We start from the raw sequence: 22809 nt of genomic DNA, 5'->3' as shown, positions 1-22809 counted from the left end.
GTTGCGATCAGCCCAATTCCATGACCAAGACACGCGTTCTGACCGGCATTACCACCACCGGCACCCCGCATCTCGGCAACTATGTCGGGGCCATCAAGCCGGCCATCGAGGCCAGCCAGCGCCCCGATGTGGATTCCTTCTACTTCCTCGCTGATCTGCATGCGCTGATCAAGTGCCAGGACCCCCGGCGCGTACAGCAATCGCGTCTGGAAATCGCCGCTACCTGGCTGGCGCTGGGGTTGGATACCGATAACGCCGTTTTCTATCGCCAGTCGGACATCCCCGAGATTCCCGAGCTGACCTGGATGCTGTCCTGTGTTTGTGCCAAGGGGCTGATGAACCGTGCTCATGCCTACAAGGCGGCGGTGGCCGAGAATGAAGAGCTTGGCCATCAGGACATGGATAAAGGCGTGAGCATGGGGCTGTTCGGTTATCCGGTGCTGATGGCGGCGGACATCTTGATGTTCAATGCCAATAAAGTCCCGGTGGGGCGCGACCAGATCCAGCATATCGAGATGGCGCGCGACATGGGCGGGCGCTTCAATCATCTCTACAAGGGGCAGTATTTCACGCTGCCCGAGGCAGTGGTCGACGATAAGGTCGAAGTGTTGAATGGGCTCGATGGCCGCAAGATGTCCAAGAGTTACAACAACACCATTCCGCTGTTCGTCTCAGAGAAGAAGCTCCAGAAGCTGGTGCGCAAGATCAAGACCAACTCCCTTGAGCCCGGCGAACCCAAGGATCCCGACAGCTGCACACTGTTCCAGATCTTCTCGGCATTCGCTTCCGCAGAAGAGACCGCTGCCATGCGCACCGAGTACGCGAATGGTATCGGTTGGGGAGCGGCCAAGGATCGGGTCTTCGAATACCTCAACGCGCATCTGCGCGAGCCTCGCGAGCGGTATAACGCTTTGCTCGAGGATCCCGGCCATATCGAGAACGTGCTCAAGCAGGGGGCCGAGAAGGCGCGCGCCGAGGCACAACCGCTCATGGAGCGCGTGCGCGAGGTCGCTGGCCTGGGGCGTTTCGTGTAGCGCCTCCGCCGCTCTTTTTCTCGGCGCGCCTGTCGCGCTGCCAAGGCCCGTGTCTGACGATACGGGCCTTGTTTTTATATTGCCAAACGCTATAGCGTGAATTCTTTTTATGAATTTTTAAAAGGTCTGGTCAGCCGCTAAGATAGGCAACAATTTCCATTCAAATGATGACAGGAGGTTGTGATGCCTGATGCATCCAGCGTTTCATCCGCTTCGCCGATGCCGCGTCGCGGCGTACCGCCCTTGGCATTGGCAGCGGCGATCGTCTTGCTCCTGAGCGCCCTGGCCGTGGGCACGGCCTTCGGGGTCGCCACGGGCCTGCTGATGATCGTCGGGGGCGCCTTGGGCATGGTGCTCTATCATGCGGCCTTCGGTTTCACCTCGGCATGGCGTGTGTTCATTACCGAGCGTCGCGGACGCGGCCTGCGCGCACAGATGGTCATGTTGGCCTTGGCGGTGGTGCTGTTCTTCCCCGCGCTAGGGGCGGGCACTCTGTTTGGCACGCCGGTGTCCGGCTATATCGCACCCATTGGGGTATCGGTCCTGGTCGGTGCGTTCCTGTTCGGGTTGGGCATGCAACTCGGCGGCGGCTGCGCCTCGGGGACCCTATTCACGGTGGGCGGTGGTAATGCGCGCATGGTGATCACCCTGGTGTTCTTCATCGTCGGCTCCCTGGTCGGCACGGCGCATTTTGCCTGGTGGCAGACATGGCCGGCGTTTCAGCCGACATCGTTGCATGGCCTGTTCGGCGTGGGCGGCGGTATCGTCGTGAGCCTGGTCTTGTTCGCCGCGATCGCGGCGTTGACGGTGGCCATGGAGAAGCGTCGGCACGCTCAGCTGGAACGCGCGCCGCAGGTCGAGGCCGGTCGCTCGCGTTGGCTGCAAGGCCCCTGGCCGTTATTGGCCGGTGCGGTGGGGCTGGCAGTGCTCAACTTCATCACGCTGGCACTCGCCGGACGCCCATGGGGCATTACCTCGGCGTTTGCGCTGTGGGGGGCCAAGATCTTCGAAGCGCTGGGCGGCAATGTCAGCGGTTGGGGCTATTGGCAGGCGGCCGGCAATGCGGCAGCCTTGAAGGCAAGCGTCTGGAGTGACATCACCACCGTGATGAATATCGGCATCATCCTGGGGGCGATGGCCGCCGCGGCGCTGGCGGGCCGCTTCGCGCCGAAATTCAGCATTCCGCTACGTTCCGTGGTAGCGGCAGCCATCGGCGGGTTCCTGCTGGGGTATGGTGCGCGCTTGGCGTTCGGCTGCAACATTGGTGCCTATTTTGGCGGCATCGCGTCGGGCAGCCTGCATGGCTGGCTATGGCTGGTCGCGGCCTTCGCCGGCAACATGCTGGGTGTGCGGCTGCGCCCGTGGTTCTTCTCGGGGCCGTCACGCCCCGTGGCGCGCAGTGGCTGAGTCGCGACCGACACGTTTGAACGGTGCACGGCGTCCCGAGGGGCGCCGTGCATCGTTGTGGCGTGCGCGGGTGGCAAGGTGGCGTGTATAGTGAAGCGCGAGCCGTGTGGAGTCTCTGGGCTCCGAGTTCCGTCACCTGCGTGAGGCAAACGATGAGCGAAACATCCAAGCGTCCCCTTTATATTCCTTATGCTGGCCCCTCACTGCTGGAGATGCCGCTACTCAACAAGGGCAGCGCCTTTACCAGCGAAGAGCGTGTCGAGTTCAATCTGGTGGGCTTGCTGCCGCAGAATGTCGAGAGTATCGAAGAGCAACTCGAGCGCGCTTATCACCAGTACACTCTGTGTCAGACCAACCTCGACAAGCATATTTATCTGCGGGCGATTCAGGACGACAACGAGACGCTATTCTTCCGTCTGCTGGAAGAGCATCTCGAGGAAATGCTGCCGATCATCTATACCCCCACGGTGGGGGAGGCATGCGAAGAGTTCTCCAATATTTACCGTAACCACCGCGGGCTCTTCATTTCGTATCCCGATCGTCACCGCATGGACGATATCCTGCGGAGTGCCACCAAGGACAAGGTGCGCGTGATCGTGGCCACCGACGGTGAGCGCATCCTGGGACTGGGCGATCAGGGCATCGGTGGCATGGGCATCCCCATCGGCAAGCTGTCGCTGTATACCGCTTGTGGCGGCATCAGCCCAGCCTACACGCTGCCTATCGTGCTCGACGTGGGGACCAACAATCAGAAGCTGCTCGATGACCCCATGTATATGGGCTGGCGCCATCCGCGGGTCAGTCAGGAAGAGTATGACGAGTTCATCGGCATGTTCATGGAGGCGTTGCAACGGCGCTGGCCCAACGTGCTGTTGCAGTTCGAGGACTTCGCCCAGACCAACGCCATGCCGTTGCTCGAGCGTTATCGCGATCAGCTGTGCTGCTTCAACGACGATATCCAGGGCACGGCGGCCGTGTGCGTGGGAACGCTGCTGGCGGCTTGCAAGACCAAGGGCGAGGCACTCAAGGATCAGACCATCGCGTTTCTCGGCGCCGGTTCGGCGGGCTGCGGCATCGCCGAGCAGGTCGTGGTGGCGATGACCATGGAAGGGTTGAGCGAGGCCGAAGCGCGTCGTCGCATTTATATGGTCGACCGTTTCGGGTTGCTGACCAGCGACATGGACGGTCTCTACGACTTCCAGCAGCGCTTGGCGCATGAGACTACCACCCTGAGCGACTGGGATTCCCAGGCCCGTGATCTGCTCGACGTGATACGCAATGCCAAACCCAGTGTATTGATCGGGGTTTCCGGGCAACGTGGCCTGTTCTCGGAGGAAGTGATCAAGACCTTGCACGCCGGTTGTGCCCAACCGCTGGTGATGCCGCTTTCCAACCCGACCTCCAAGGTCGAGGCCGTTCCGCAGGACGTGCTCGACTGGACGCAGGGCGAAGCGCTGGTGGCCACGGGCAGTCCCTTCCCGCCGGTGCGCGTGGGCGAACGCGAGGTGGCGATCGCTCAGTGCAACAACGCCTATATCTTCCCTGGCATTGGCTTGGGCGTGGTAGCGACCAACGCGTCCCGCGTCACCGACAAGATGCTGATGGCGGCTTCCAACGCGTTGGCTCAGAACGCGCCCATCGTCAAGACCGGCAAAGGCGCACTGTTGCCGTCATTGGGAGACATCCGCGAGATCAGCAAGGATATCGCCTTCGCCGTCGCCAAGCAGGCGCAGGAGGAGAACGTCGCGCTGTCTTCCAGTGATGAAGCGCTGTGGGACGCTATCGAACGCCATTTTTGGTATCCGCGCTATCGCACCTATCGGCGCCGTGCCTTCTAAAGGCTCGCCTCTCGACCCATCGACAAAAAACACCCCGCCGGCCATGCCGACGGGGTGTTTTGCATAGTGCTCGTTCCGCGCGGAACGTTTACAGCATGCTGCGCAGCACGTAGTGCAGGATGCCGCCGTGGCGGTAGTAGGCCATCTCGTTGGCGGTATCGATACGGCACAGCGCCTCGATCTTCTTCTCGCCCTTGCTTGACGCGATGGTCACCTTGACCTTGGCGCCGGGCTCGATATCGGCGATGCCTTCGATGGAGACCGTTTCATCGCCGGTCATGCCCAGCGACTTGCGATCTTCGCCTTCGGGGAACTGCAGCGGCAGCACGCCCATGCCGATCAGGTTGGAGCGGTGGATGCGCTCGTAGGATTCGGCGAGTACGGCGCGCACGCCCAGCAGGCGCGTACCCTTGGCTGCCCAGTCGCGGCTGGAACCGGTGCCGTATTCCTTGCCGGCGACCACCACCAGAGGCGTGGATTCCTCGACGTATTTCATCGCCGCGTCGTAGATCGCCATCTGTTCGCCGCTGGGCACGTGGCGGGTATAGCCGCCGACGACGTCATCGAGCATCTCATTCTTGATGCGGACGTTGGCGAAAGTACCGCGCATCATCACTTCGTGATTGCCGCGCCGCGAGCCGTAGGAGTTGAAATCCTTGGGCTGGACGCCATTTTCCTGCAGGTAACGGCCGGCGGGGCTGTCCGGTTTGATCGCGCCGGCGGGCGAGATGTGGTCGGTCGTCACCGAGTCGCCGAACATGGCCAATACGTTGGCACCCTTGACGTCTTCCAGCGGTCCAGGCTCCTTGCCCATGCCTTCGAAGAACGGCGGATGCTGGATGTAGGTAGAGTTATCGTTCCACGCATAGACATCGCTTTCCGGTACATCGAGCGACTTCCAGGTTTCGTCACCCTCGAAGACTTCGCTGTACTCCTTGCGATACATCTCGGTCCTGACCTGCTCGACGGCTTCGGCGATCTCCGCCTGGCTGGGCCAGACATCCTTGAGATAGACCGGGTTGCCATCCTTGTCCTCGCCCAACGGCTCCTTGGAAAGGTCGATGCGCATGTTGCCGGCCAGCGCATAGGCCACGACCAGGGGCGGTGACGCCAGCCAGTTGGTGGGCACCAGCGGATGGATACGGCCTTCGAAGTTGCGGTTGCCGGAAAGGACCGAGGCCACCGTCAGATCGCCCTCATCGATGGCTTTCTCGATCGGCTCGTGCAAGGGGCCGGAGTTACCGATACAGGTGGTGCAACCGTAGCCGACCAGGTTGAAGCCGAGTTCGTTGAGATCGTCCTGGGTGCCGCTGGCACTCAAGTAGTCGGTGACCACCTTGGAACCCGGCGCCAGTGACGTCTTGACCCAGGGCTTGGTCGTCAAGCCTTTTTCGACGGCCTTGCGCGCCAACAACCCGGCGGCCAGCATGACGCTGGGGTTGGAGGTGTTGGTGCACGAGGTGATGGCGGCGATGACCACGGCGCCGTGGTTGAGCTTGAAGTTTTCGCCGTCGACCTCGCAGTCTTGGCTATCTTCATTCTCCATGCTGGTATCGGTGCCCACGGCGGTCTGGCCGCCCTCGGAGAGCCACTTGCCTTGCTCGGTGGGGGCGGCATCCGGCTTGCGATCGCTGAGGATCTTTTCGAAGGTGGACTTCATGTCGGTCAGGGCGACACGGTCCTGCGGGCGTTTGGGTCCGGCCAGGCTGGACTCGACTTCATTCATGTCGAGGTGCAGGACATCAGTGAAGATCGGCTCGGCACCGGGTTCGCGCCACAATCCCTGCGCCTTGGTATAGGCTTCGACGAGCTCGATCTGGTGCTCGTCACGGCCGGTGAGGCGCATGTAGTTGAGGGTTTCCTCGTCGACCGGGAAGAACCCGCAGGTGGCGCCGTATTCGGGGGCCATGTTGCCGATGGTGGCGCGGTCCGCCAGCGGCAGGTCCTTGAGGCCGTCGCCGTAGAATTCGACGAACTTGCCGACGACGCCTTTCTGGCGCAGCATCTGCGTGACGGTCAGCACCAGGTCGGTGGCGGTGATCCCTTCGCGGAGCTTGCCGGTGAGCTTGAAGCCGATGACTTCGGGAATCAGCATCGATACCGGTTGACCGAGCATGGCGGCCTCGGCCTCGATGCCCCCTACGCCCCAGCCAAGCACGCCCAGGCCGTTGATCATGGTGGTGTGGGAGTCGGTACCGACGAGGGTATCGGGATAGGCGAACGTCTTGCCGTTTTCTTCCTTGGTCCACACGGCCTTGCCTAGATACTCCAGGTTGACCTGGTGGCAGATGCCGGTGCCCGGCGGCACGACGCGGAAGTTATCGAACGCCTGCTGGCCCCAGCGCAGGAATTCGTAACGTTCGCGGTTGCGCTCCATCTCGATGGCGACGTTGTCCTTGAACGACGACGGGTCGCCGTAGTGATCGACCATCACCGAGTGGTCGATGACCAGATCCACGGGGGAGAGCGGGTTGATGCGCTCGGCGGGTTCGCCTAGGCGCTTGACGGCGTCGCGCATGGCGGCCAGGTCCACGACCCCGGGGACGCCGGTGAAATCCTGCATCAGTACGCGTGCCGGACGGTAGCCGATCTCGCGGGTGGAGCGTCCTTCCTTCTGCCAGTCGACGAGGGCCTGCATGTCGTCGGGCGAAACGCTTTCATCGTCGCCGTAGCGCAGCTGGTTCTCGAGCAACACCTTGAGTGTCATGGGCAGGCGTGAAGCGTCGCCGAATGCTTGGGCGGCCTTGTCCAAGCTGTAGTAGTGGTAGGTATGACCGCCTACGTCGAGTGTCGATAACGTATTCTTTGGAGCTTCGGCCATGGGGCCCTCCTCCTCATCAATGCTGGACGATTTTTCATGGCGAACGCCGAACCACGTTGCCCTTGGTATATTGGAAAAGTCTGACGACCATCCGATGGCACGGTTCGCCGCGAGTCAGGTTCTTGCGACAATGTCTACAATATCATCGATACCGGAGACATTGTCATGATAAGCCTTTATTTCAAGCGCGCCCATGTCACCAAGGTGGCACGTAAGGGAAGGCCGCAAGCGTGATACGTCAGACTGGGGCAAGAATCTTGACGCCTTGGCTTGAAAGAGGGCAAGGGTGACCCGACATTCATTGCAGAACGCGTCGTCCTCGAGGACGCCAGGAGTCGGTATGAACGAAGAGATGCTGCTGTCATGGCCGGCGACATGCCCTTATTGCGATGCGTCTTTCGAGATGTTGATCGACAATAGTGTGGGCAGTCATTCCACCTGGGAAGATTGCCCTCAGTGTTGTGCGCCGATTCAAGTACGTGTGGCGGTATCGCCGTTCAGCGGTGAGCTCGAAGACGTCATGCTAGGGCAAGACGACGACGTATTCTGAACGCTTCCTGGGCTGAACATGCCGCGATGTTGAGTGTGGCATATCGACCCGATAGGGAGCGCCTATATTGCTCATTGGGGCAATCAAATGGGCATAAGTGAAACCAGCCGGTAGCCTTGGCTGGTTATTATCATAGCCATCCACCCACTTTCAGGAGAAATGAATGAGCGTATTGGTTGGACGTCAGGTACCCGATTTCGAAGCGGCAGCGGTTCTGGGCGATGGCACCATCGTCGACGACTTCAAGCTGTCTGAAACCAATGGCAAGCTGCGTGTCATCTTTTTCTGGCCGCTAGACTTCACCTTCGTTTGCCCGTCCGAGATCATCGCGCACGATAACCGTCTGGCGCAGTTCCGTGATCTTGGCGTCGAAGTGATCGGAGTGTCCATCGACTCTCAGTTCACTCACCACGCATGGCGCAAGACCTCTCCCGAGAAGGGCGGCATTGGTGAAGTCGGCTTTCCGATGGTGGCTGACGTCAAGCACGAGATCACGCAAGCCTTTGGCATCGAGCATCCGGAAGCGGGTGTCGCCCTGCGTGCCTCCTTCTTGATCGACGAAGACGGTGTCGTTCAGCATCAGGTTGTCAACAACCTGCCGCTGGGCCGCAACGTCGACGAGATGCTGCGCATGGTCAAGGCGCTCAAGTTCCACCAGAAGAATGGTGAAGTCTGCCCGGCTGGCTGGGACGAAGGCCAGGAAGGCATGAAGGATACCGCCGAAGGCGTCGCCAAGTACCTGGGCACGCACTCCGACGAACTGTAAGCGTTACAACGCGTTTGCCACGAAGGGCGGCCGAGACGGCCGCCCTTTGCCGTGTCGACGAACGTTTGCAGCGTCATGGTATGTGGTATGCGCGTAATGCGTGTATGCCACATAGTATTTTATGTCTCATCGTACTTTTTGTTGTTCCACTCCCGGTCAGCGTATCCTGTAAACGAGGTTCCCCATGAGCGACGTGCGTCACGAACGACTGATCATTCTCGGTTCCGGCCCTGCCGGTTACACGGCGGCGGTCTATGCGGCCCGTGCCAATCTCAAGCCGCTGCTGATTACCGGTATGCAGGCCGGTGGCCAACTGACCACCACGACCGACGTGGACAATTGGCCGGGCGACGCCGAGGGCGTGCAGGGGCCCGAATTGATGGAGCGCATGCGTCGCCACGCCGAGCGTTTCGATACCGAGGTGCTGTTCGACCATATCAACGAAGTCGAGCTGCGTGAGCGCCCGTTCGTGCTCAAGGGCGAAAACGGCACTTATACCTGCGATTCGTTGATCATCTCCACGGGGGCCAGCGCGCGTTACCTCGGGCTGCCGTCGGAAGAGAAGTTCATGGGGCAGGGCGTGTCCGCTTGCGCGACCTGTGATGGCTTCTTCTATCGCGGCCAGGAAGTCGTGGTCATCGGCGGAGGTAACACCGCCGTCGAGGAGGCGCTGTATCTGTCCAACATCGCCACCAAGGTCACGCTGGTGCATCGCCGCGATAGCCTGCGCGCCGAGAAGATCTTGCAGGACAAGCTGTTCGACAAGGTCGAGAACGGCAATATGGACATCGTCTGGAATCACACGCTCGAGGAAGTGCTGGGCGACAACACCGGCGTGACCGGGGTGCGTTTGATCTCCACCGTCGATGGCGCGTCGCGCGAGATTCAGGCACCGGGACTGTTCGTTGCCATCGGCCATTCACCGAACACGGGCATCTTCGAAGGCCAGTTGGACATGAACAACGGCTATATCCGGGTCAAGTCCGGCCTCGATGGCAATGCCACCATGACCAGCGTGCCGGGCGTCTTCGCCGCCGGTGACGTGATGGATCATGTCTATCGTCAAGCGGTGACCTCCGCGGGCACCGGCTGCATGGCGGCCCTCGACGCCGAGCGCTATCTCGACGGCCTGGAGTGAGGCCGTTGCGCCGCATCGCGCGGTGACAGCCTTGCGCCGACCACGCCCGCGAAGCGATTCGCGGGCGTGTTCAGTAGGGGGAGCGTCTGTGAGAGGCGGCCGAGGGCGACGCCGCCAGGGAGATGACGCATGAATGCCGCTGCGAATGCCAGGGCGTCGTCCATGGCATGGTTGGATGCTCTTGTCGATGCCTGTCGTGAACGTCGACATCGTGGCGTGATCTGGATACCCGCCTCCCCCGAGGCGGCATGCACGCGTGCGCTGTCCCTATGGCGGGCGCGGGCATGGCAAGCGCCCTTGTGGGTTGGTTCAGCCGCTCCCCAAGAAGGTATCGACTCACTTGCGCCGCGCCAGGCACGTACCCGGCTGGGACGCGAGCATGACCTGATCATCATGGACGCGGGTAGCTCGTCGGGCTTCGATCCAGACGCTTTCGGCGCGTTGAGCGGTACGCTGTGCGCCGGTGGGCTGCTGGTCGTGCTGACGCCCGCGGAATGGGCCGACGGTCAGGCGCATCCGGATGCCGACTATGCGCGTCTGGCGCATTGGCCCCATGCGCCGGCGACGCTGAGTGCCCATTACCTGACACGCCTGGCAAGAGGCTTGCTCCGCGAGCCCGGTATCTGGCGCTGGCCTGACGAGCAGGCGATGCCGTGTCCCGGGCGCCTGTGCGAGTCGAGCATGCCGGCAGCGGCTTGTCCCGATGACGCCTGTATGACCCATGATCAGCAAGAGGCCGTGCATCGGCTGACGCGGCTGCGTCGTCGGCGCCCCGTGGTCCTGAGTGCCGATCGAGGACGCGGCAAGTCGGCCGCGCTAGGTATCGCTGCCGCACGACGACTGGCGGCGGGCGAGACGACGCTGTGGGTCACCGCACCGCGTCGGGCAGCGGTCGAGCCGCTGTTCGAGCGCTTGGCTGCGTTGTATCCCCAGGGATATCGCGCCGAGGGGCGTTTCAACGTCACCCTGGAGGCGGGCGAGTGCGAGGTACGCTTTCTCGCCCCGGACGCCGTCATGGCAGCTCTGGGCGAGCCGGGTGTGGATCGCCACGCGCCGCCGACGCTGTTCGTCGACGAAGCAGCGGCCATTCCCACGCCGCTGTTGGCACGCTGGCTGGATGCCTTCCCGCGTCTGGCGTTCGCCACCACCGTGCACGGGTACGAAGGCACCGGACGTGGCTTCCAGGTGCGTTTCTACGCCCGCTTGTCCCGCCGGACGCCGGATTGGCGCGAGATCCACCTGCGCGAGCCGGTACGCTGGGCCGACGGTGATCCCCTCGAGCGTCTGACCCGTGACATGCTGCTGCTCGATGCTGTGCCGGCCGACGGTGACGCGGCCGGCGCGGCGCTGGCCGCCGCCCCGCTGCACATTCGCTGGCTCGACCGCGAGGCGCTGGCCCATGATGAGCACGCTCTGGTGGCGTTGTTCGGGCTGCTGGTGCAGGCCCATTACCGCACCACGCCCAGCGATTTGCGCCAACTGCTCGACGGCCCCGGCGTGCGACTCGCGGTGGCCTATGCCGGCGATACCTGTCTCGGGGTCTGTCAGGTGCAGGCGGAGGGCGGTTTTCCCGATCATCTGGCCGAGCGCGTCGTGCTCGGTGAGCGTCGACCGCGTGGTCATCTGCTGGCGCAGTCGTTGGCCGCCCACGGGGGGTGGCAGACGGCGCTGGCCGCGCGCTGGTGGCGCATCATGCGCATTGCCGTGCATCCCGCTGCACGGCGATGCGGTGTGGGGCGGGCATTGGTCGAAGCCGTGGCCACTGAGGCGCGCACGCACGACGTCGCGCATCTGGGCGTGAGTTTCGGCGCCGAGGCGATGCTGATCGCCTTCTGGCGGCGTTTGGGCTTTATCTCGCTGCGTTTGGGTTTGACCCGCGAAGCGGCAAGCGGCGAGCACGCCCTGATGATGGGGCGGGCACTGACGAGCTCGGCGGCAGCGTTGCAGGCGACCTGGTCGGGTGACTTCCAGTACGTGCTGCCCAGCCTGCTGGCCTTCGAGCTGAGGGATCTGGATAGCGACGTTGCCACGGCGCTGCTGTATGAAGGTGCGGCGCCCGAGGTGTATGCCGACCTCGGCGCGCGCCTGGAACGCTTCGCGCAGGGAGGCGGAGAGCTGGCGCTCGCGCGACCCTGGCTATGTCGGGCCTGGCTGGCGTGGTGGCGCCGCCAGCCTCAGGAAACTGCCGACGAGACGCAGGACGAAGACACGCGAGCACTGCACGCTTGGGCCGCAACGTTGTTTCAGGGGCGTGAGGTCGGGGCAACGTGCGTGATGGGGCGCCAGGCCCGACTCGCTCACTGGCGCCGCATGGCGAGCCTCTTGCGTTGTCGCCTGACACCGACGCGGTGAGTGTCGCGGTTGGCGGACTTGCGTTGCGCGATGCAGCGCGTAAGGTGTCATGACGCTCGATACGTGTCGCGTCGTCATCCCTTGATCGTTTGTCGTTACCAGGAGACGTGGCGCGTGATGTCGGCGGCTCTCAACAGGAACGATTTCCCATGAACGATCATCTTCTGAAACTCTCTCCCGAACCGTTGTGGCGTCATTTCCGCACGCTGTGCAATACGCCGCGTCCTTCCGGTCATGAACAACGCCTGGTCGACACGCTCATCGCCTGGGCCGACGAGCGTGGGCTGGCGCACGAACGCGATGCCGCCGGTAATCTCAAGCTTTCCAAGCCGGCCTCGCCGGGGGGCGGCGATCTTCCGGGCGTCATCCTGCAGGGGCATCTGGACATGGTTGCCCAGGCCAACGCCGATCACCCACATGATTTCACTCGTGATGCGCTCGACACCTATGTCGAAGACGGCTGGCTGCATGCGCATGAGACGACCTTGGGGGCCGATAACGGCATGGGCGTGGCCGCCGCCTTGGCAATCCTGGAGGACGATACCTTGCGCCATGGCCCGCTCGAGGCATTGTTCACGCTGGAGGAAGAAGCCTCTATGCGTGGCGCGCTGGAACTCGACGAGGATTGGCTGCAGGGGCGTTACCTGCTCAACCTGGACTCCGAGGACCGCGGCCAGGTGTATATCGGCTGTGCCGGCGGGGCCGATGTGGTCGTCGGCGCGCGGCTGCCCACGCGGGAACTCGGCGACCACGAAATCCTGCGTCGTGTCGCCCTGACCGGCCTGGTGGGCGGCCACTCGGGCATCGATATTCACAAGGGGCGAGGCAACGCCAATCGCTTGCTGGTGCGGGTGCTGCGCGCCCTGGAACCGTTCGGCGCCTGCCTCGTCGCCTACCAAGGCGGGACGCTGCGCAATGCGCTGCCGCGCGAGGCCTTCGCCAGCATTGCGTTGCCCGCTGACGAAGAAGAAGCGGTCATGCAACGGCTGGCCGAACTCCAAGCCGAGCTTGCCAGCGAACTGGCGGGGATCGACGACGACGTGCAACTCACCCTCGAGCCCGCCGAGTCCGATGCGCCACTCACCGAGGCGGCCAGTCGCCTGCTGATCGCGGCCCTGCATGTAGCGCCATGCGGTGTCGAGCGTATGAGCGTTGAAGTACCGGGCGTGGTGGAAACCTCCAACAACCTGGGTGTGGTCAAGCTCGAGGCCGGGCGCTTTCATTTATGCGCCCTGGTACGCTCGTTGCGCGATAGCGCCACGTGGGATCTCGCCGACCGCTTCCGGGCGTTGTTCTCGCTGATCGGTGCCGAGACGCGGGTCGAGAATGCCTATCCCGGCTGGACACCGGATCCCGAAAGCACGCTGCTGGCGCGTTTCCGCCGTTTGCATCTCGAACAGACCGGGGTCGACCCGGACGTCAAGGTCATTCACGCCGGCCTGGAATGCGGCATCCTGGGAGGCAAGTATCCCCACCTGGAGATGATTTCCTTCGGCCCCTTGATCCGCGGCGCCCACTCGCCGGCGGAACGCGTCGAACTCGAGTCCGTGGACGAGTTCTGGCAGGTGCTGCGCGCCGTGATCGAAGACTTGGCCACGGCGCGAGCGGCGTGACTCAGCGCGACGCTTGACGCACCGCTTCCAGCCCCGTCTCGGAGATATAGCCCTGGTCGCGCGCATGCGCGGCCATGGCGGCACTGTCATCGCTGAGCAGCAGCTCGCAGTCGGTGTGTTCGATCTCCTCGCGCAGTCGGTCGATGGCCGCTTCACGGCTCGGCTTGCGGTCGACGCGGCGAATGTAGATCGTCTTCACCCGATCCGGGTTCTCCTTGACGATGCGTGTGTAGATTTCCGGATCATGTTGGCCGCTGTCGCCGATCAGTACGCAGGGCAGCGTGTCGAACAGCGTGAGCATCTGCGTGATCAAGGCATACTTGTGATCCTCGGCGCGCCGCGGCCAGGGATGGCGCCAGGAAATTCCCCATTCGCGCAGGAACAGAATCGGTCCGACGGGGATGTGATTGAGCTGGAAAAACGCCTCGAGGACCTCGTAGATGCTCCATGGGCCGCGCGAGACGTAGAGAACCGGCCGGCGTGCGTCGCCCGCTGTGCCCGCATGCAACGCCTGGTAAAGCTCGGCGACGCCGGGGAAGGCGGTGCGCCGATGCGCCTTCTCGACGAACAAGCGATACAGCATGCGCAGCTTGTCGGCGACGCCGGTATACATCACCGTGTCGTCGATGTCGCTGATCACCATGAGATCGGTATGCGGCGGCGGAATATAGACATCGGCCCGCGACAGGACGTTGTCGCGATCGGCGGTGATGACCTCGAGCTCGGCGCGATGCCAGGAAACATGCTCGTCGAGTGGTGCGTCGAGCGGCAGGCGCACATCGAAATAGCCGTCGTGGTCGGTGGTGACGATGGCGCTGTTGTCGCCCAGGCGGATGCGTACCTCGGCGTCGGCGAAGCCGCGCCGTGCGAGGCGTCGAGTGACGTCTGCGGCGTCGCGTAGCGCCCCGCGTCTGGGGATTATCCGTGCCAGGCCCACCTGACGAAACACTCGCCCCATCAGGAAGACCTCGCGATGCGTACCGTAACCACGGTAGGGATGGACGACCGGTCCGCCTTTGCCGTGGTCCGACTTCATGGGGCGTGCGAAGATCCGTAACAGGCTCTTGGCGGCGAAATGCAGGCGTCGTGACGGCATTCGAGTGCCGCGTCGCGGGCCCACGCCCTCGGCGATACGCAAAACGTCCGCCTCAGGCGAGGCGGACGTCGGTTGTGATCGGTGGGGCGTCATCAGGCGTGTTGTCCGCTGTGGCGACCTTCAGCCAGTTCCTCGATCAGTTTGGAGTTGAAGGCGTCCATGTCCTTGGGCGTGCGGCTGGTAACCAAGCCGTTGTCGACGACGACCGGCTCGTCGACCCAATGGGCACCGGCATTCTTGAGGTCCTGTCCCACGGAGGCGACCGAGGTCATCTTGCGTCCGTCGACGACACCGGCGTTGATCAGGATCCACGGCGCATGACAGATCGCCGCCACTGGCTTGCCCGCCTCGAAGAAGCCACGCACGAAGGCGAGCGCTTTTTCGTTGAGGCGCAACTCATCGGGGTTGAAGAGCCCGCCGGGGAGCACCAGCGCGTGATAATCGCTGACATCGACATCGTGCAAGGCTTTGTCGGCCGCGTAGGTGTCGCCCCAGTCGGTTTCGGCCCAGGCACGGATACCCTTGCCTTCGGGAGAGACGACCTGCACCTCGACGCCCTGACTTTTCAGAGCGGCTCGCGGCGCGGAAAGTTCGGATTCCTCGAACCCATCGGTGGCGAGGATGGCGACACGTTTACCTGACTGTGCTTGACTCATCGTGACCTCCTGGTCGTGATGCTTCATGGATGGCGGCAGCCACCACCGGGCGGTCCTAGTCCGGTTTCGGGCGGCTTCACCCGTTAGTTTGGGTCATGGGGGCAGGACTTCAAGCCCCGGTCGCTTGCGTCGTACCGCCGAGTGGGGGAAGGTGACGCGCACGGCGTGTTCAAGCAAGATATTTCCCCGCACGTTTCAATCGACAGTCTTCAATTGCCGGTATCACGCCCATGTCCAGCATGTCCCCCGCCACCGCTTATCTCGTCGCCCTTGCGGCCCTCCTGGCGCTCGCCACGCTGATGCTGGGCGTGGCATGGCGGCGTGAACGCACGCGTCGCGAGGCAGCCGAGCACGACGTCGAGCACGCCCAGCGGCACCATGCCGAGGCCGAAGAGACACGCACCCGGCTGGAGCGTGAGCTGGCCCAGAGCGATGCCCAACTGGACGCCGTGCGCGAGCAGGGCCTCGAGACCCGGCGCCTGCTGGAGCAGCGCGAGCGCGATCTCGACGCGCGTCAGGAACAGCTTGCGGCGCTGCGCGAGCGTCACGGTCGCCTGGAAACGCAGCTCGAACAGGAGCGCTCCCACCATGCCGAGAAACTCGCGCTGCTCGAGGAGGCGCGGACGCGGCTCACCCAGGACTTCGAGGCACTGGCGGGGCGAATCTTCGAGGAACGGCAGCGAACGTTCAATACTCAGAGCCGCGAGAATCTCGAGGCCATGCTGACACCGTTTCGCGAGCAGGTCGGCGATTTCCGGGCGCGGCTGGAGGAAATTCATGGCCAATCGCTGCGTGAGCGCTCGTCCCTCAAGACGCAGATCGAGCAGCTGTCCACGCTGAATCGCCAGATCACCGAGGAAGCCGCCAATCTGACACGGGCGCTCAAGGGCGACAAGAAGATGCAGGGCGATTGGGGTGAGGTGATGCTCGAATCGGTGCTGGAGCGCTCGGGGCTGCGCCGCGACATCGAATACAAGCGTGAAGTCTCGATGGAAGGCGAGGCGGGTCGCCAGCGTCCCGACGCGGTCATCTACCTGCCCGACAACCGCCATCTGATCGTCGATGCCAAGGTCTCGCTCAACGCTTACGTGCGCTACGTCAACGCCGAGGACGACGCCACGCGCACGGAGGCATTGAAGGCACATGTCCAGGCGGTGCGCGCGCATATCGACGCGCTCTCAGGACGCGACTACCCGCGCTTGTCGGGGCTCAACTCACCGGACTTCGTGTTTCTTTTCATGCCTGTCGAACCGGCGTTCGCGGTCGCCTTTCAGCATGACGAAACGCTCTTTCAGGATGCCTTCTCGCGTGACATCGTGGTGGTCACGCCGACCACGCTCTTGGCGAGCCTGAGGACCGTGACCAGCCTATGGACACTGGAGCGCCAGAACGATAACGCCCGCGTCATTGCCGAGCGAGCGGGCAAGCTGCTCGACAAGTTTCGTGGCTTCGTGGATAGCCTCGAGGACGTCGGTCGCCATCTGGGGCGCGCCGACGGAAGCTATCGCCAGGCGATGGGGCGGCTTTCAACGGGGCAGGGGAGCCTGGTCAGTCAGGCGCTGATGCTCAAGCGCCTGGGCGTGCGCATGAAGCGTGACCTGCCGACGCATCTGACCGAGCAGGTGGATGTTGAAGAGTGGGACGAGAGGGTGGACGACGAGCCCGATGTCGCCGGGACCGCTCCCGGCGACGAGACGCGCGGGGAGCCCTGACGACACCGCCCGGCACAGGGCCGGGCGGTACGATCGATGGCATGGCCTGGTGGGAATCAGCCCAGGTAAGCGCTGAGCATCCACACGGTCTTTTCCTGCTCGCGGATATAGTCGCTCATCTGCGAAGCGGTGCCTTCGTCGTCGGCATCGGCGGCCATGGAGTTGAGCTCGCGCTGCAATTCGAGCAATGCCTGATAACCCTGTACCAGGCCGCGCACGCAGTCGGTGCCTTCATGCACGTGGGTATCTTCCTGAATGCGCGACAGCTTGGCGTAGTCGCTGTAGGCATGCAGCGGCTCATGGCCTAGCGTGAGAATGCGCTCGGCGACTTCATCGACCTTGGCCAGCAGGTCGGTGTAGATTTCCTCGAACTTGGTGTGCAGTTCGAAGAAATGCGGGCCTTTCACGTTCCAGTGGTAGCCGCGCGTGTTCATGTAGAAGATCTGGTAATTGGCCAGCAGCTCGTTGAGCTTCTCGGCCAGTTGGTTGGCGCTGCTGGTATGCAAGCCGATGGCATTGATGTCGGACATGAAAGCACTCCCTCGTAAAGCGATGGACTGAACGTCGTCAGTGGTCAAAATCGTCAGTGGGCCCAGTCTAGAGGGTCACCCAGAGATTGGGTAACGAATCTTTCCCATCGACGATATAGCGTCTGCGTATTAAATGCCCATGACGCGGTGGTTTTTCAAGGGGGAGCGACATCATGTCCGTGCTCCGCGATTAGCGCGGCGTCTGTCGGGCGGCGAGTCGCCACACACGCAGGAGACTCTCGGCACGGTCGGCGAGCAGCTCGGGGGTGCGCTCCAGGGCCTGTGGTAGTGTCAGGGGACCATCGGCGAGCGCAAAGGCAGCCTCGATGCCTTCGTCGTGAACGGCCTGCCAGCCAGCGCCAAGACGCCCGGCGAGAGCGAGCGTGGGCACGCCGTGTCGTCGCGCACGCCGAGCGATGCCCACCGGCGTCTTGCCGGCAAGGCTTTGGCCATCCAACTGGCCTTCGCCGGTGATCACCAGGTCGGCATCTTCCAGCAGACGGTCGAAGTCGACCTGAGCCATGACCAGCTCGATGCCGGGCTGCAGTCGCGCCCCTAGAAAAGCGGCGGCCGCGAACCCCATGCCGCCGGCCGCGCCTGCGCCTGGTAGCGTGCGGTGGTCGTGGCCGAGCGCGCTGGCGATATGATCGGCGAAATGCGCGAGGGCCGCGTCGAGCCGAGTGACATCCGCCGACGTGGCGCCTTTCTGGGGGCCGAAGATGGCGCTGGCCCCGCGCTCGCCGAGCAAAGGGTTGTCGACGTCCACGGCGGTGTCCACGGTGAGCGTCGCTAGGCGCGGGTCCAGGCCGCTCAGGTCGAGTTCGGCCAGTTGCGCCAATGCCGCGCCGCCGGGCGGCAGCGGGCGGCCCTCGGTATCGAGCAGGCGGGCGCCCAGCGCCGCGAGCATTCCCGCGCCGGCATCGTTGGTGGCGCTGCCGCCCAGGGTGAGGATCAAGCGTTTGGCGCCGGCATCGAGCGCGTCACGAATCAACTCGCCGACGCCGAGGGTGGTGCTGTGCAATGCGGTGCGCTCGGTATCGGCGAGCCCTTGCAAGCCGCTGGCTTCGGCGAGTTCGACATAGGCCGTGGCACTCGCGGCGTGCCACCCCCAACTGGCGTTGATAGGCCGCCCCAGGGCATCGTGGACCTCGGTAATGCGGCGTTCGGCACCGGTCGCGGCCAGCAAGGCATCCAGGGTGCCTTCACCGCCGTCGCCCATGGGGCATTCCACCAGACGGTCGCGGGGTAAGACACGGGCGCAGCCGGCGGCAATGGCGGCGGCGGCGTCGCGGGCCGAGAGGGCATCCTTGTAGCTATCCGGGGCGATGATGATCTTCATGGGCGAGCCTCTTGCATGATCCCGGCCCGAAGGCGGAGACATCGTGGTCGAGTTGCCAGCCTAACGCATGCTGGCGTCGGACGGGAGCCGCCCAGCATGCCACACTGACGGAACCGTCGCGTTTGACTACGCTCACAACGAGGTGCTCGTGCGGCGCTAACGATGAGGCGAGAAGGCGATGATGAAACCGCTTTTGCTGGTGGTGTTGGCATGTGGGCTGGGCGGTTGCCAGGGCCTGGCCTCGTATGACCCCTTGGGGCGCGATGTCGGCTCGCCGTTGCCCGAGGCATGCCACTGGTCGGCCGAGGGCGACGCCAAGGCACGGGTGAGGGCCACGGCCAATGCGCTAGAGGCCCGCGGGTATCGTATTGTTCAGACCGAAGTCGCGCTGGGGCTGGTGAGTGCCGAGCGCAGTGTGGCACAGCCGGGTCTGGGCGCCGTGGACCGTTCTTTCTGGGGGCGCAGTGGCTTTTGGGGACGCTATGGCCTGGGCGGTCGACAGGGCTATTCGCTGGGGTATTTCCAGCGCTTCGGCGGCGACCCGGTGCGTCTGCTGCGGGTCTCGGCGGTCGCCGCCGAGGGCGTCGTGCGGGTGACGCGCGATTCACGCGTGGTCGATGCCGATGGTTACTTGATCGATGCGCGTCCGGACAACAGCGCGGCGTTCTGCGCCGCTTTACACGATGATATCGACGCACGCATGCGCGAGGAGAGTACCTCATGAGGCGACGGCTGTGGGGATGGCTCGTGGCAACGTGCATGGTGCTGAGCCCGGTAGGGTGCGCGACTACATCGGCACCGCCGCAGACGCGGTCATTGGTCGTGGAGGCCGCACCGGCGACCGCGTTGGACGCGGGGGTGGCGATGCTCACGGCGCGCGGCTTCGTGATTCGTCGCGCCGATGCCGATCTCGGTGATGTCGAGGCCGCGCTGGCCGTGCGCCCCACGCTTGCGGTGCGCTACCGGCTGGAAGCGACCGAGCAGGGCACGCGCATCACGCTGTCGGGGCAGCGTGGTGGCCAGCCGGTGCCGCCCTATGTGTTCGACGCGCTGCTGATTGATGTGCAGGAGCGGCTCGGTGAACTACCCTAGCCTTTGTACGAAAACGGCCCTGTGCGTTTACGTGTGTATCACTCGGATGATGCCAGCAGGTCGCGCAGTGCTGTCAGGTGGGTGTCCAGCGTCGCGTCGTCATACGGCTGCGGCGTGCCTTGCCCCCACACCGGTCCCGGCCAGGCCGCGTCGTCCGCATGGCGGACGATGACATGCAGGTGCAACTGCGCGACCTGGTTGCCGAGCGTGGCCAGATTGAGCTTGTCGCCTTCATGGTGGGCCATCAAGCGACGTCCCGCCTCGGTGGCTTCCTGCCACATCGTCGCCTGGTCGTCGGCGCCGAGTTCGTAGACTTCGCGGATCTCGGCGCGGCGGGGGATCAGCACCAGCCAGGGGAAGCGCCTATCGTCGTTCAGACGTACCTGACACAACGGCAGGTCGACGACATGATGCGAATCCGCCGCCAGACGGGGGTGCAGCGAAAAGTCGGTCATGCAAACGCTCCTGAAAATCGTCATGAAGTATGCGGGCTATGCTAACGTGAGGTGACACGGCAGAGTACCGTGTTTCCGCTAGGTCAGGATTATTCCGGGAGAAAAGCATGAAGCGTACAACGGTTGCGATCTTGGGTTTGCTGTTGCTGATGGCACTGAGTGGCTGTAATACCATTCAAGGCGCGGGAGAGGATATCGAACGCGGCGGCGAAGCGGTTCAGGAAGCGGCATCCTGAAGCGTTGCCGTGTGATGAGTGCATGGCAGTATCGGCTCTGGTACGTTGACGATGCCACCTGAATGGTTTTGGGATGCCCCGTATTGGCGGGTATGGAACGGCGGAATATTGTCCGCTCGATAAACGTGAAGGAGACACGATAATGAAACGGATACTGGCATTTTCCCTGCTGCTGATGTTCACCGCCGGTGCAATTTCCGGCTGCAATACCCTGGAAGGGGTCGGTGAGGATATCGAAGAAGGTGGTGAAGAAGTGCAAGAAGCCGTCGATTGACGCTTGCTACCGCCGCCCCACGGGCGGCGGGTCGCTCTCCTTTTTCCCCCGCATGACGTCCTGCCGTACGTGTGAAGACCTCGTCACGCGGCATTGCCTTCTTCGCCGAACGAAAAACGTCGCTCCAGGCGCTCGAACGCCAGGTCGGTGACGATGGCCAGAAGTCCCACCAGTATCGCGCCTTGAATCACGTAAGGCAGATTGTTGCCGACCAGGCCGGCGATGATGGGCGTTCCCAAGGTCGTGGCACCCACCGTAGAGCCGATGGTTGCCGTGCCGATATTGATGATCACCGAAACGCGCACGCCGGCGATGATGACGCGCATCGCCAGGGGGAGTTCGATGTGCCACAGGATCTGCCAGGTGCTCATGCCATTGCCGCGGGCGGCCTCGAGCGTCTGCGAGGGGACCGTACCGAGTCCCGCGACGGTGTTCTGTACAACGGGCAAGAGGCCATAGAGCACCAACGCCACCAGCGTGGGCACGAAGCCGAAACCGGCGATCGGGACGACGATCGCCAGCACCGCCGCCGGCGGAAAGGTCTGACCGATCGCGGCCAATGTCGACACCAAGGGCTCGAACTCACGGCCTGCCGGGCGTGTGACGAACAACCCCGCCGCCACGCCGACACTGACCGAGATCAGCGACGACAACAGCACCAGGGCAAGGTGGGCGAGCGTCAGGTTGAGAAAGCTCTCGCGCTGATACATCGCGGGGTCCTGGTCGGGAAAAAGCGCCCGAAACATCGGCGCCAACTGTTCCATGCCCAGCACCAGTGCGATCAGCAAGGCGCTGTGCGCGATCAGCAGGAATCGGCGCGAGGAGGGCGGATGTGTCAGTGCGCCGATGCTCATGGGCGATGCCCCATGACACCCGACATTGTCACCTCGCCCAGCAGGCGACCTTCGCTATCGAGTACCGGCAAGGCCGTCACACGGAACCACACCATGCGCGACAAGGCTTCCTTCATCGACATGTCCGGCGTGGCGGTCCATTCGGGCGTGACCACCGTGCGCGCCGTATCGGGTTCGCCCAGGCGGCCGCCCAGCAGCGCCATGGGCCGGTCATCGGCGTCCACCTGCCAGGTGATCGATGCGCTGGCGAGGGCGTTGTTGCGCGTGCGCTGGGCCGCTCGTGAATACTCTTCGACCCGGCGCCGCGAGAGCAGTTTGAGGCCCAGATCGGCACGCCCGATGAAGTCGCGCACGAAGTCGTTGGCGGGAGCGACGAGAAGCTCTGCCGGGCGGTCGTATTGCACCAACTGGCCACCGTTGAGCAATGCCACGCGGGAGGCCAGGCGCAAGGCCTCGTCCATGTCGTGGGTGACGAAGACGATGGTCTTGCCGGTCTGGCGATGCACGCGTGACAACTCGACCTGCAGCGCGTCACGCGTCAGCGGATCGACGGCGCCGAAGGGCTCATCCATCAACAAGACATCGGGGTCGGCGGCCAATGCACGGGCGACCCCGACGCGCTGGGCTTGGCCACCCGAGAGTTGATGCGGATACTTATCGTGCAGCCCGTCAGTGTCGAGCTGGAACAAGGCCAGCAATTCGTCGACGCGCTCGGCGATGCGCGACGCTGGCCACTTGAGCAGCCTGGGCACGGTGGCGATGTTGTCCGCGACGCGCCAGTGTGGAAACAACCCGATCGACTGAATGGCATAGCCGATACGGCGGCGCAGACGTTCCGGTGGCAGAGTGGTGACATCGTCGCCGCCCACCAGGACTTTCCCACCGCTGTGTGCGATCAGGCGATTGATCATCTTCAGCGTGGTCGATTTGCCGCAGCCCGAGGGGCCGATGAGCACACAGAACTCGCCTTGCTCCACGGTGAGGGAGATATCGTCGACGACACGCGTGTCTCCATAGCACTTGGTCAATCCCTGCAGTTCGATCAT

The 22809-nt window shown here is 63.6% G+C and carries 21 protein-coding genes; 13 read left to right on the top strand and 8 right to left on the bottom strand.

The annotated features are described in order from the left end of the window. Nucleotides 1-20: 20 nt before the first annotated feature. The 3 genes from trpS (at nucleotide 21) to C8E00_RS13815 (ending at nucleotide 4279) form a co-directional block, all read left to right on the top strand. Entirely contained in the window at nucleotides 21-1034 is a 1014-nt protein-coding gene (gene trpS / locus C8E00_RS13825) for a tryptophan--tRNA ligase (RefSeq protein ID WP_133698112.1), read from the top strand. Nucleotides 1035-1217: 183 nt separating this feature from the next. Next, nucleotides 1218-2441, top strand: a complete 1224-nt coding sequence (locus tag C8E00_RS13820; protein ID WP_133698111.1) for a YeeE/YedE family protein — start codon at nucleotides 1218-1220, stop codon at nucleotides 2439-2441. Between the two features lie 152 nt (nucleotides 2442-2593). Next, entirely contained in the window at nucleotides 2594-4279 is a 1686-nt protein-coding gene (locus C8E00_RS13815; protein WP_133698110.1) for an NAD-dependent malic enzyme, read from the top strand. 88 nt (nucleotides 4280-4367) lie between these two features. On the opposite strand, the gene acnA is transcribed toward C8E00_RS13815, so the two are convergent. Beyond that, entirely contained in the window at nucleotides 4368-7100 is a 2733-nt protein-coding gene (gene acnA / locus C8E00_RS13810; protein WP_133698109.1) for an aconitate hydratase AcnA, read from the bottom strand. Between the two features lie 340 nt (nucleotides 7101-7440). On the opposite strand from acnA, the gene C8E00_RS13805 reads away from it, so the two are divergent. The 5 genes from C8E00_RS13805 to C8E00_RS13785 all read left to right on the top strand — a co-directional run bounded on the left by C8E00_RS13805 (nucleotide 7441) and on the right by C8E00_RS13785 (nucleotide 13519). Next, complete coding sequence (locus tag C8E00_RS13805; protein WP_133698108.1) at nucleotides 7441-7650, top strand: zinc ribbon domain-containing protein; 210 nt, start codon at nucleotides 7441-7443, stop codon at nucleotides 7648-7650. 163 nt (nucleotides 7651-7813) lie between these two features. After that, the gene (locus C8E00_RS13800) at nucleotides 7814-8416 is read left to right on the top strand and encodes a peroxiredoxin (protein ID WP_133698107.1); all 603 of its coding nucleotides are present in this window, start codon (nucleotides 7814-7816) and stop codon (nucleotides 8414-8416) included. Between the two features lie 184 nt (nucleotides 8417-8600). Continuing rightward, on the top strand, nucleotides 8601-9554 hold the full coding sequence (gene trxB / locus C8E00_RS13795) for a thioredoxin-disulfide reductase (RefSeq protein WP_133698106.1): 954 nt from the start codon (nucleotides 8601-8603) through the stop codon (nucleotides 9552-9554). 129 nt (nucleotides 9555-9683) lie between these two features. After that, a complete protein-coding gene (locus C8E00_RS13790) occupies nucleotides 9684-11906 on the top strand; it encodes a tRNA(Met) cytidine acetyltransferase TmcA (RefSeq protein WP_133698105.1) in 2223 nt (740 codons plus the stop codon). A gap of 149 nt (nucleotides 11907-12055) precedes the next feature. Next, the gene (locus C8E00_RS13785; RefSeq protein ID WP_133698104.1) at nucleotides 12056-13519 is read left to right on the top strand and encodes an aminoacyl-histidine dipeptidase; all 1464 of its coding nucleotides are present in this window, start codon (nucleotides 12056-12058) and stop codon (nucleotides 13517-13519) included. Nucleotide 13520: 1 nt separating this feature from the next. On the opposite strand, the gene C8E00_RS13780 is transcribed toward C8E00_RS13785, so the two are convergent. Beyond that, nucleotides 13521-14615 carry an App1 family protein gene (locus C8E00_RS13780; RefSeq protein WP_243833202.1) on the bottom strand — a complete coding sequence of 365 codons (1095 nt, stop codon included), beginning with the start codon at nucleotides 14613-14615 and terminating at the stop codon, nucleotides 13521-13523. A 92-nt stretch (nucleotides 14616-14707) separates the two neighbouring features. Continuing rightward, entirely contained in the window at nucleotides 14708-15271 is a 564-nt protein-coding gene (locus C8E00_RS13775; protein ID WP_133698102.1) for a type 1 glutamine amidotransferase domain-containing protein, read from the bottom strand. 230 nt (nucleotides 15272-15501) lie between these two features. On the opposite strand from C8E00_RS13775, the gene C8E00_RS13770 reads away from it, so the two are divergent. Then, complete coding sequence (locus C8E00_RS13770) at nucleotides 15502-16983, top strand: DNA recombination protein RmuC (RefSeq protein ID WP_133698101.1); 1482 nt, start codon at nucleotides 15502-15504, stop codon at nucleotides 16981-16983. 56 nt (nucleotides 16984-17039) lie between these two features. On the opposite strand, the gene C8E00_RS13765 is transcribed toward C8E00_RS13770, so the two are convergent. After that, the gene (locus tag C8E00_RS13765) at nucleotides 17040-17513 is read right to left on the bottom strand and encodes a Dps family protein (protein ID WP_133698100.1); all 474 of its coding nucleotides are present in this window, start codon (nucleotides 17511-17513) and stop codon (nucleotides 17040-17042) included. 190 nt (nucleotides 17514-17703) lie between these two features. Further along, nucleotides 17704-18852, bottom strand: coding sequence for a glycerate kinase (locus tag C8E00_RS13760; RefSeq protein ID WP_133698099.1), 1149 nt, complete (start codon nucleotides 18850-18852; stop codon nucleotides 17704-17706). Nucleotides 18853-19030: 178 nt separating this feature from the next. Here C8E00_RS13760 and C8E00_RS13755 point away from each other — a divergent pair, with 178 nt between their 5' ends. Further along, nucleotides 19031-19576, top strand: a complete 546-nt coding sequence (locus tag C8E00_RS13755; RefSeq protein ID WP_133698098.1) for a hypothetical protein — start codon at nucleotides 19031-19033, stop codon at nucleotides 19574-19576. Then, nucleotides 19573-19944 (top strand): hypothetical protein, encoded by a 372-nt coding sequence (locus tag C8E00_RS13750; protein WP_133698097.1) that lies wholly within the window; start codon nucleotides 19573-19575, stop codon nucleotides 19942-19944. The genes C8E00_RS13755 and C8E00_RS13750 overlap by 4 nt, the downstream gene beginning before the upstream one ends. Nucleotides 19945-19982: 38 nt before the next feature. Here the strand turns inward: C8E00_RS13750 and C8E00_RS13745 are convergent, their stop codons facing one another. Then, on the bottom strand, nucleotides 19983-20399 hold the full coding sequence (locus tag C8E00_RS13745; protein WP_133698096.1) for an HIT domain-containing protein: 417 nt from the start codon (nucleotides 20397-20399) through the stop codon (nucleotides 19983-19985). A gap of 107 nt (nucleotides 20400-20506) precedes the next feature. Between C8E00_RS13745 and C8E00_RS13740 the strand changes: the two genes are divergently transcribed. Further along, nucleotides 20507-20635 carry an entericidin A/B family lipoprotein gene (locus C8E00_RS13740; RefSeq protein ID WP_133698095.1) on the top strand — a complete coding sequence of 43 codons (129 nt, stop codon included), beginning with the start codon at nucleotides 20507-20509 and terminating at the stop codon, nucleotides 20633-20635. Between the two features lie 142 nt (nucleotides 20636-20777). Beyond that, entirely contained in the window at nucleotides 20778-20909 is a 132-nt protein-coding gene (locus C8E00_RS13735) for an entericidin A/B family lipoprotein (protein ID WP_133698094.1), read from the top strand. 83 nt (nucleotides 20910-20992) lie between these two features. Here the strand turns inward: C8E00_RS13735 and C8E00_RS13730 are convergent, their stop codons facing one another. Continuing rightward, a complete protein-coding gene (locus C8E00_RS13730) occupies nucleotides 20993-21763 on the bottom strand; it encodes an ABC transporter permease (protein ID WP_243833201.1) in 771 nt (256 codons plus the stop codon). After that, nucleotides 21760-22809 carry an ABC transporter ATP-binding protein gene (locus tag C8E00_RS13725; protein WP_133698093.1) on the bottom strand — a complete coding sequence of 350 codons (1050 nt, stop codon included), beginning with the start codon at nucleotides 22807-22809 and terminating at the stop codon, nucleotides 21760-21762. The genes C8E00_RS13730 and C8E00_RS13725 overlap by 4 nt, the downstream gene beginning before the upstream one ends.

This window comes from Chromohalobacter marismortui (genome assembly GCF_004364315.1).
GTDB classification, from domain to species: domain Bacteria; phylum Pseudomonadota; class Gammaproteobacteria; order Pseudomonadales; family Halomonadaceae; genus Chromohalobacter; species Chromohalobacter marismortui.
Note: the sequence above shows the minus strand (reverse complement) of the source record. Positions and strands in the feature narration are given on the sequence as shown.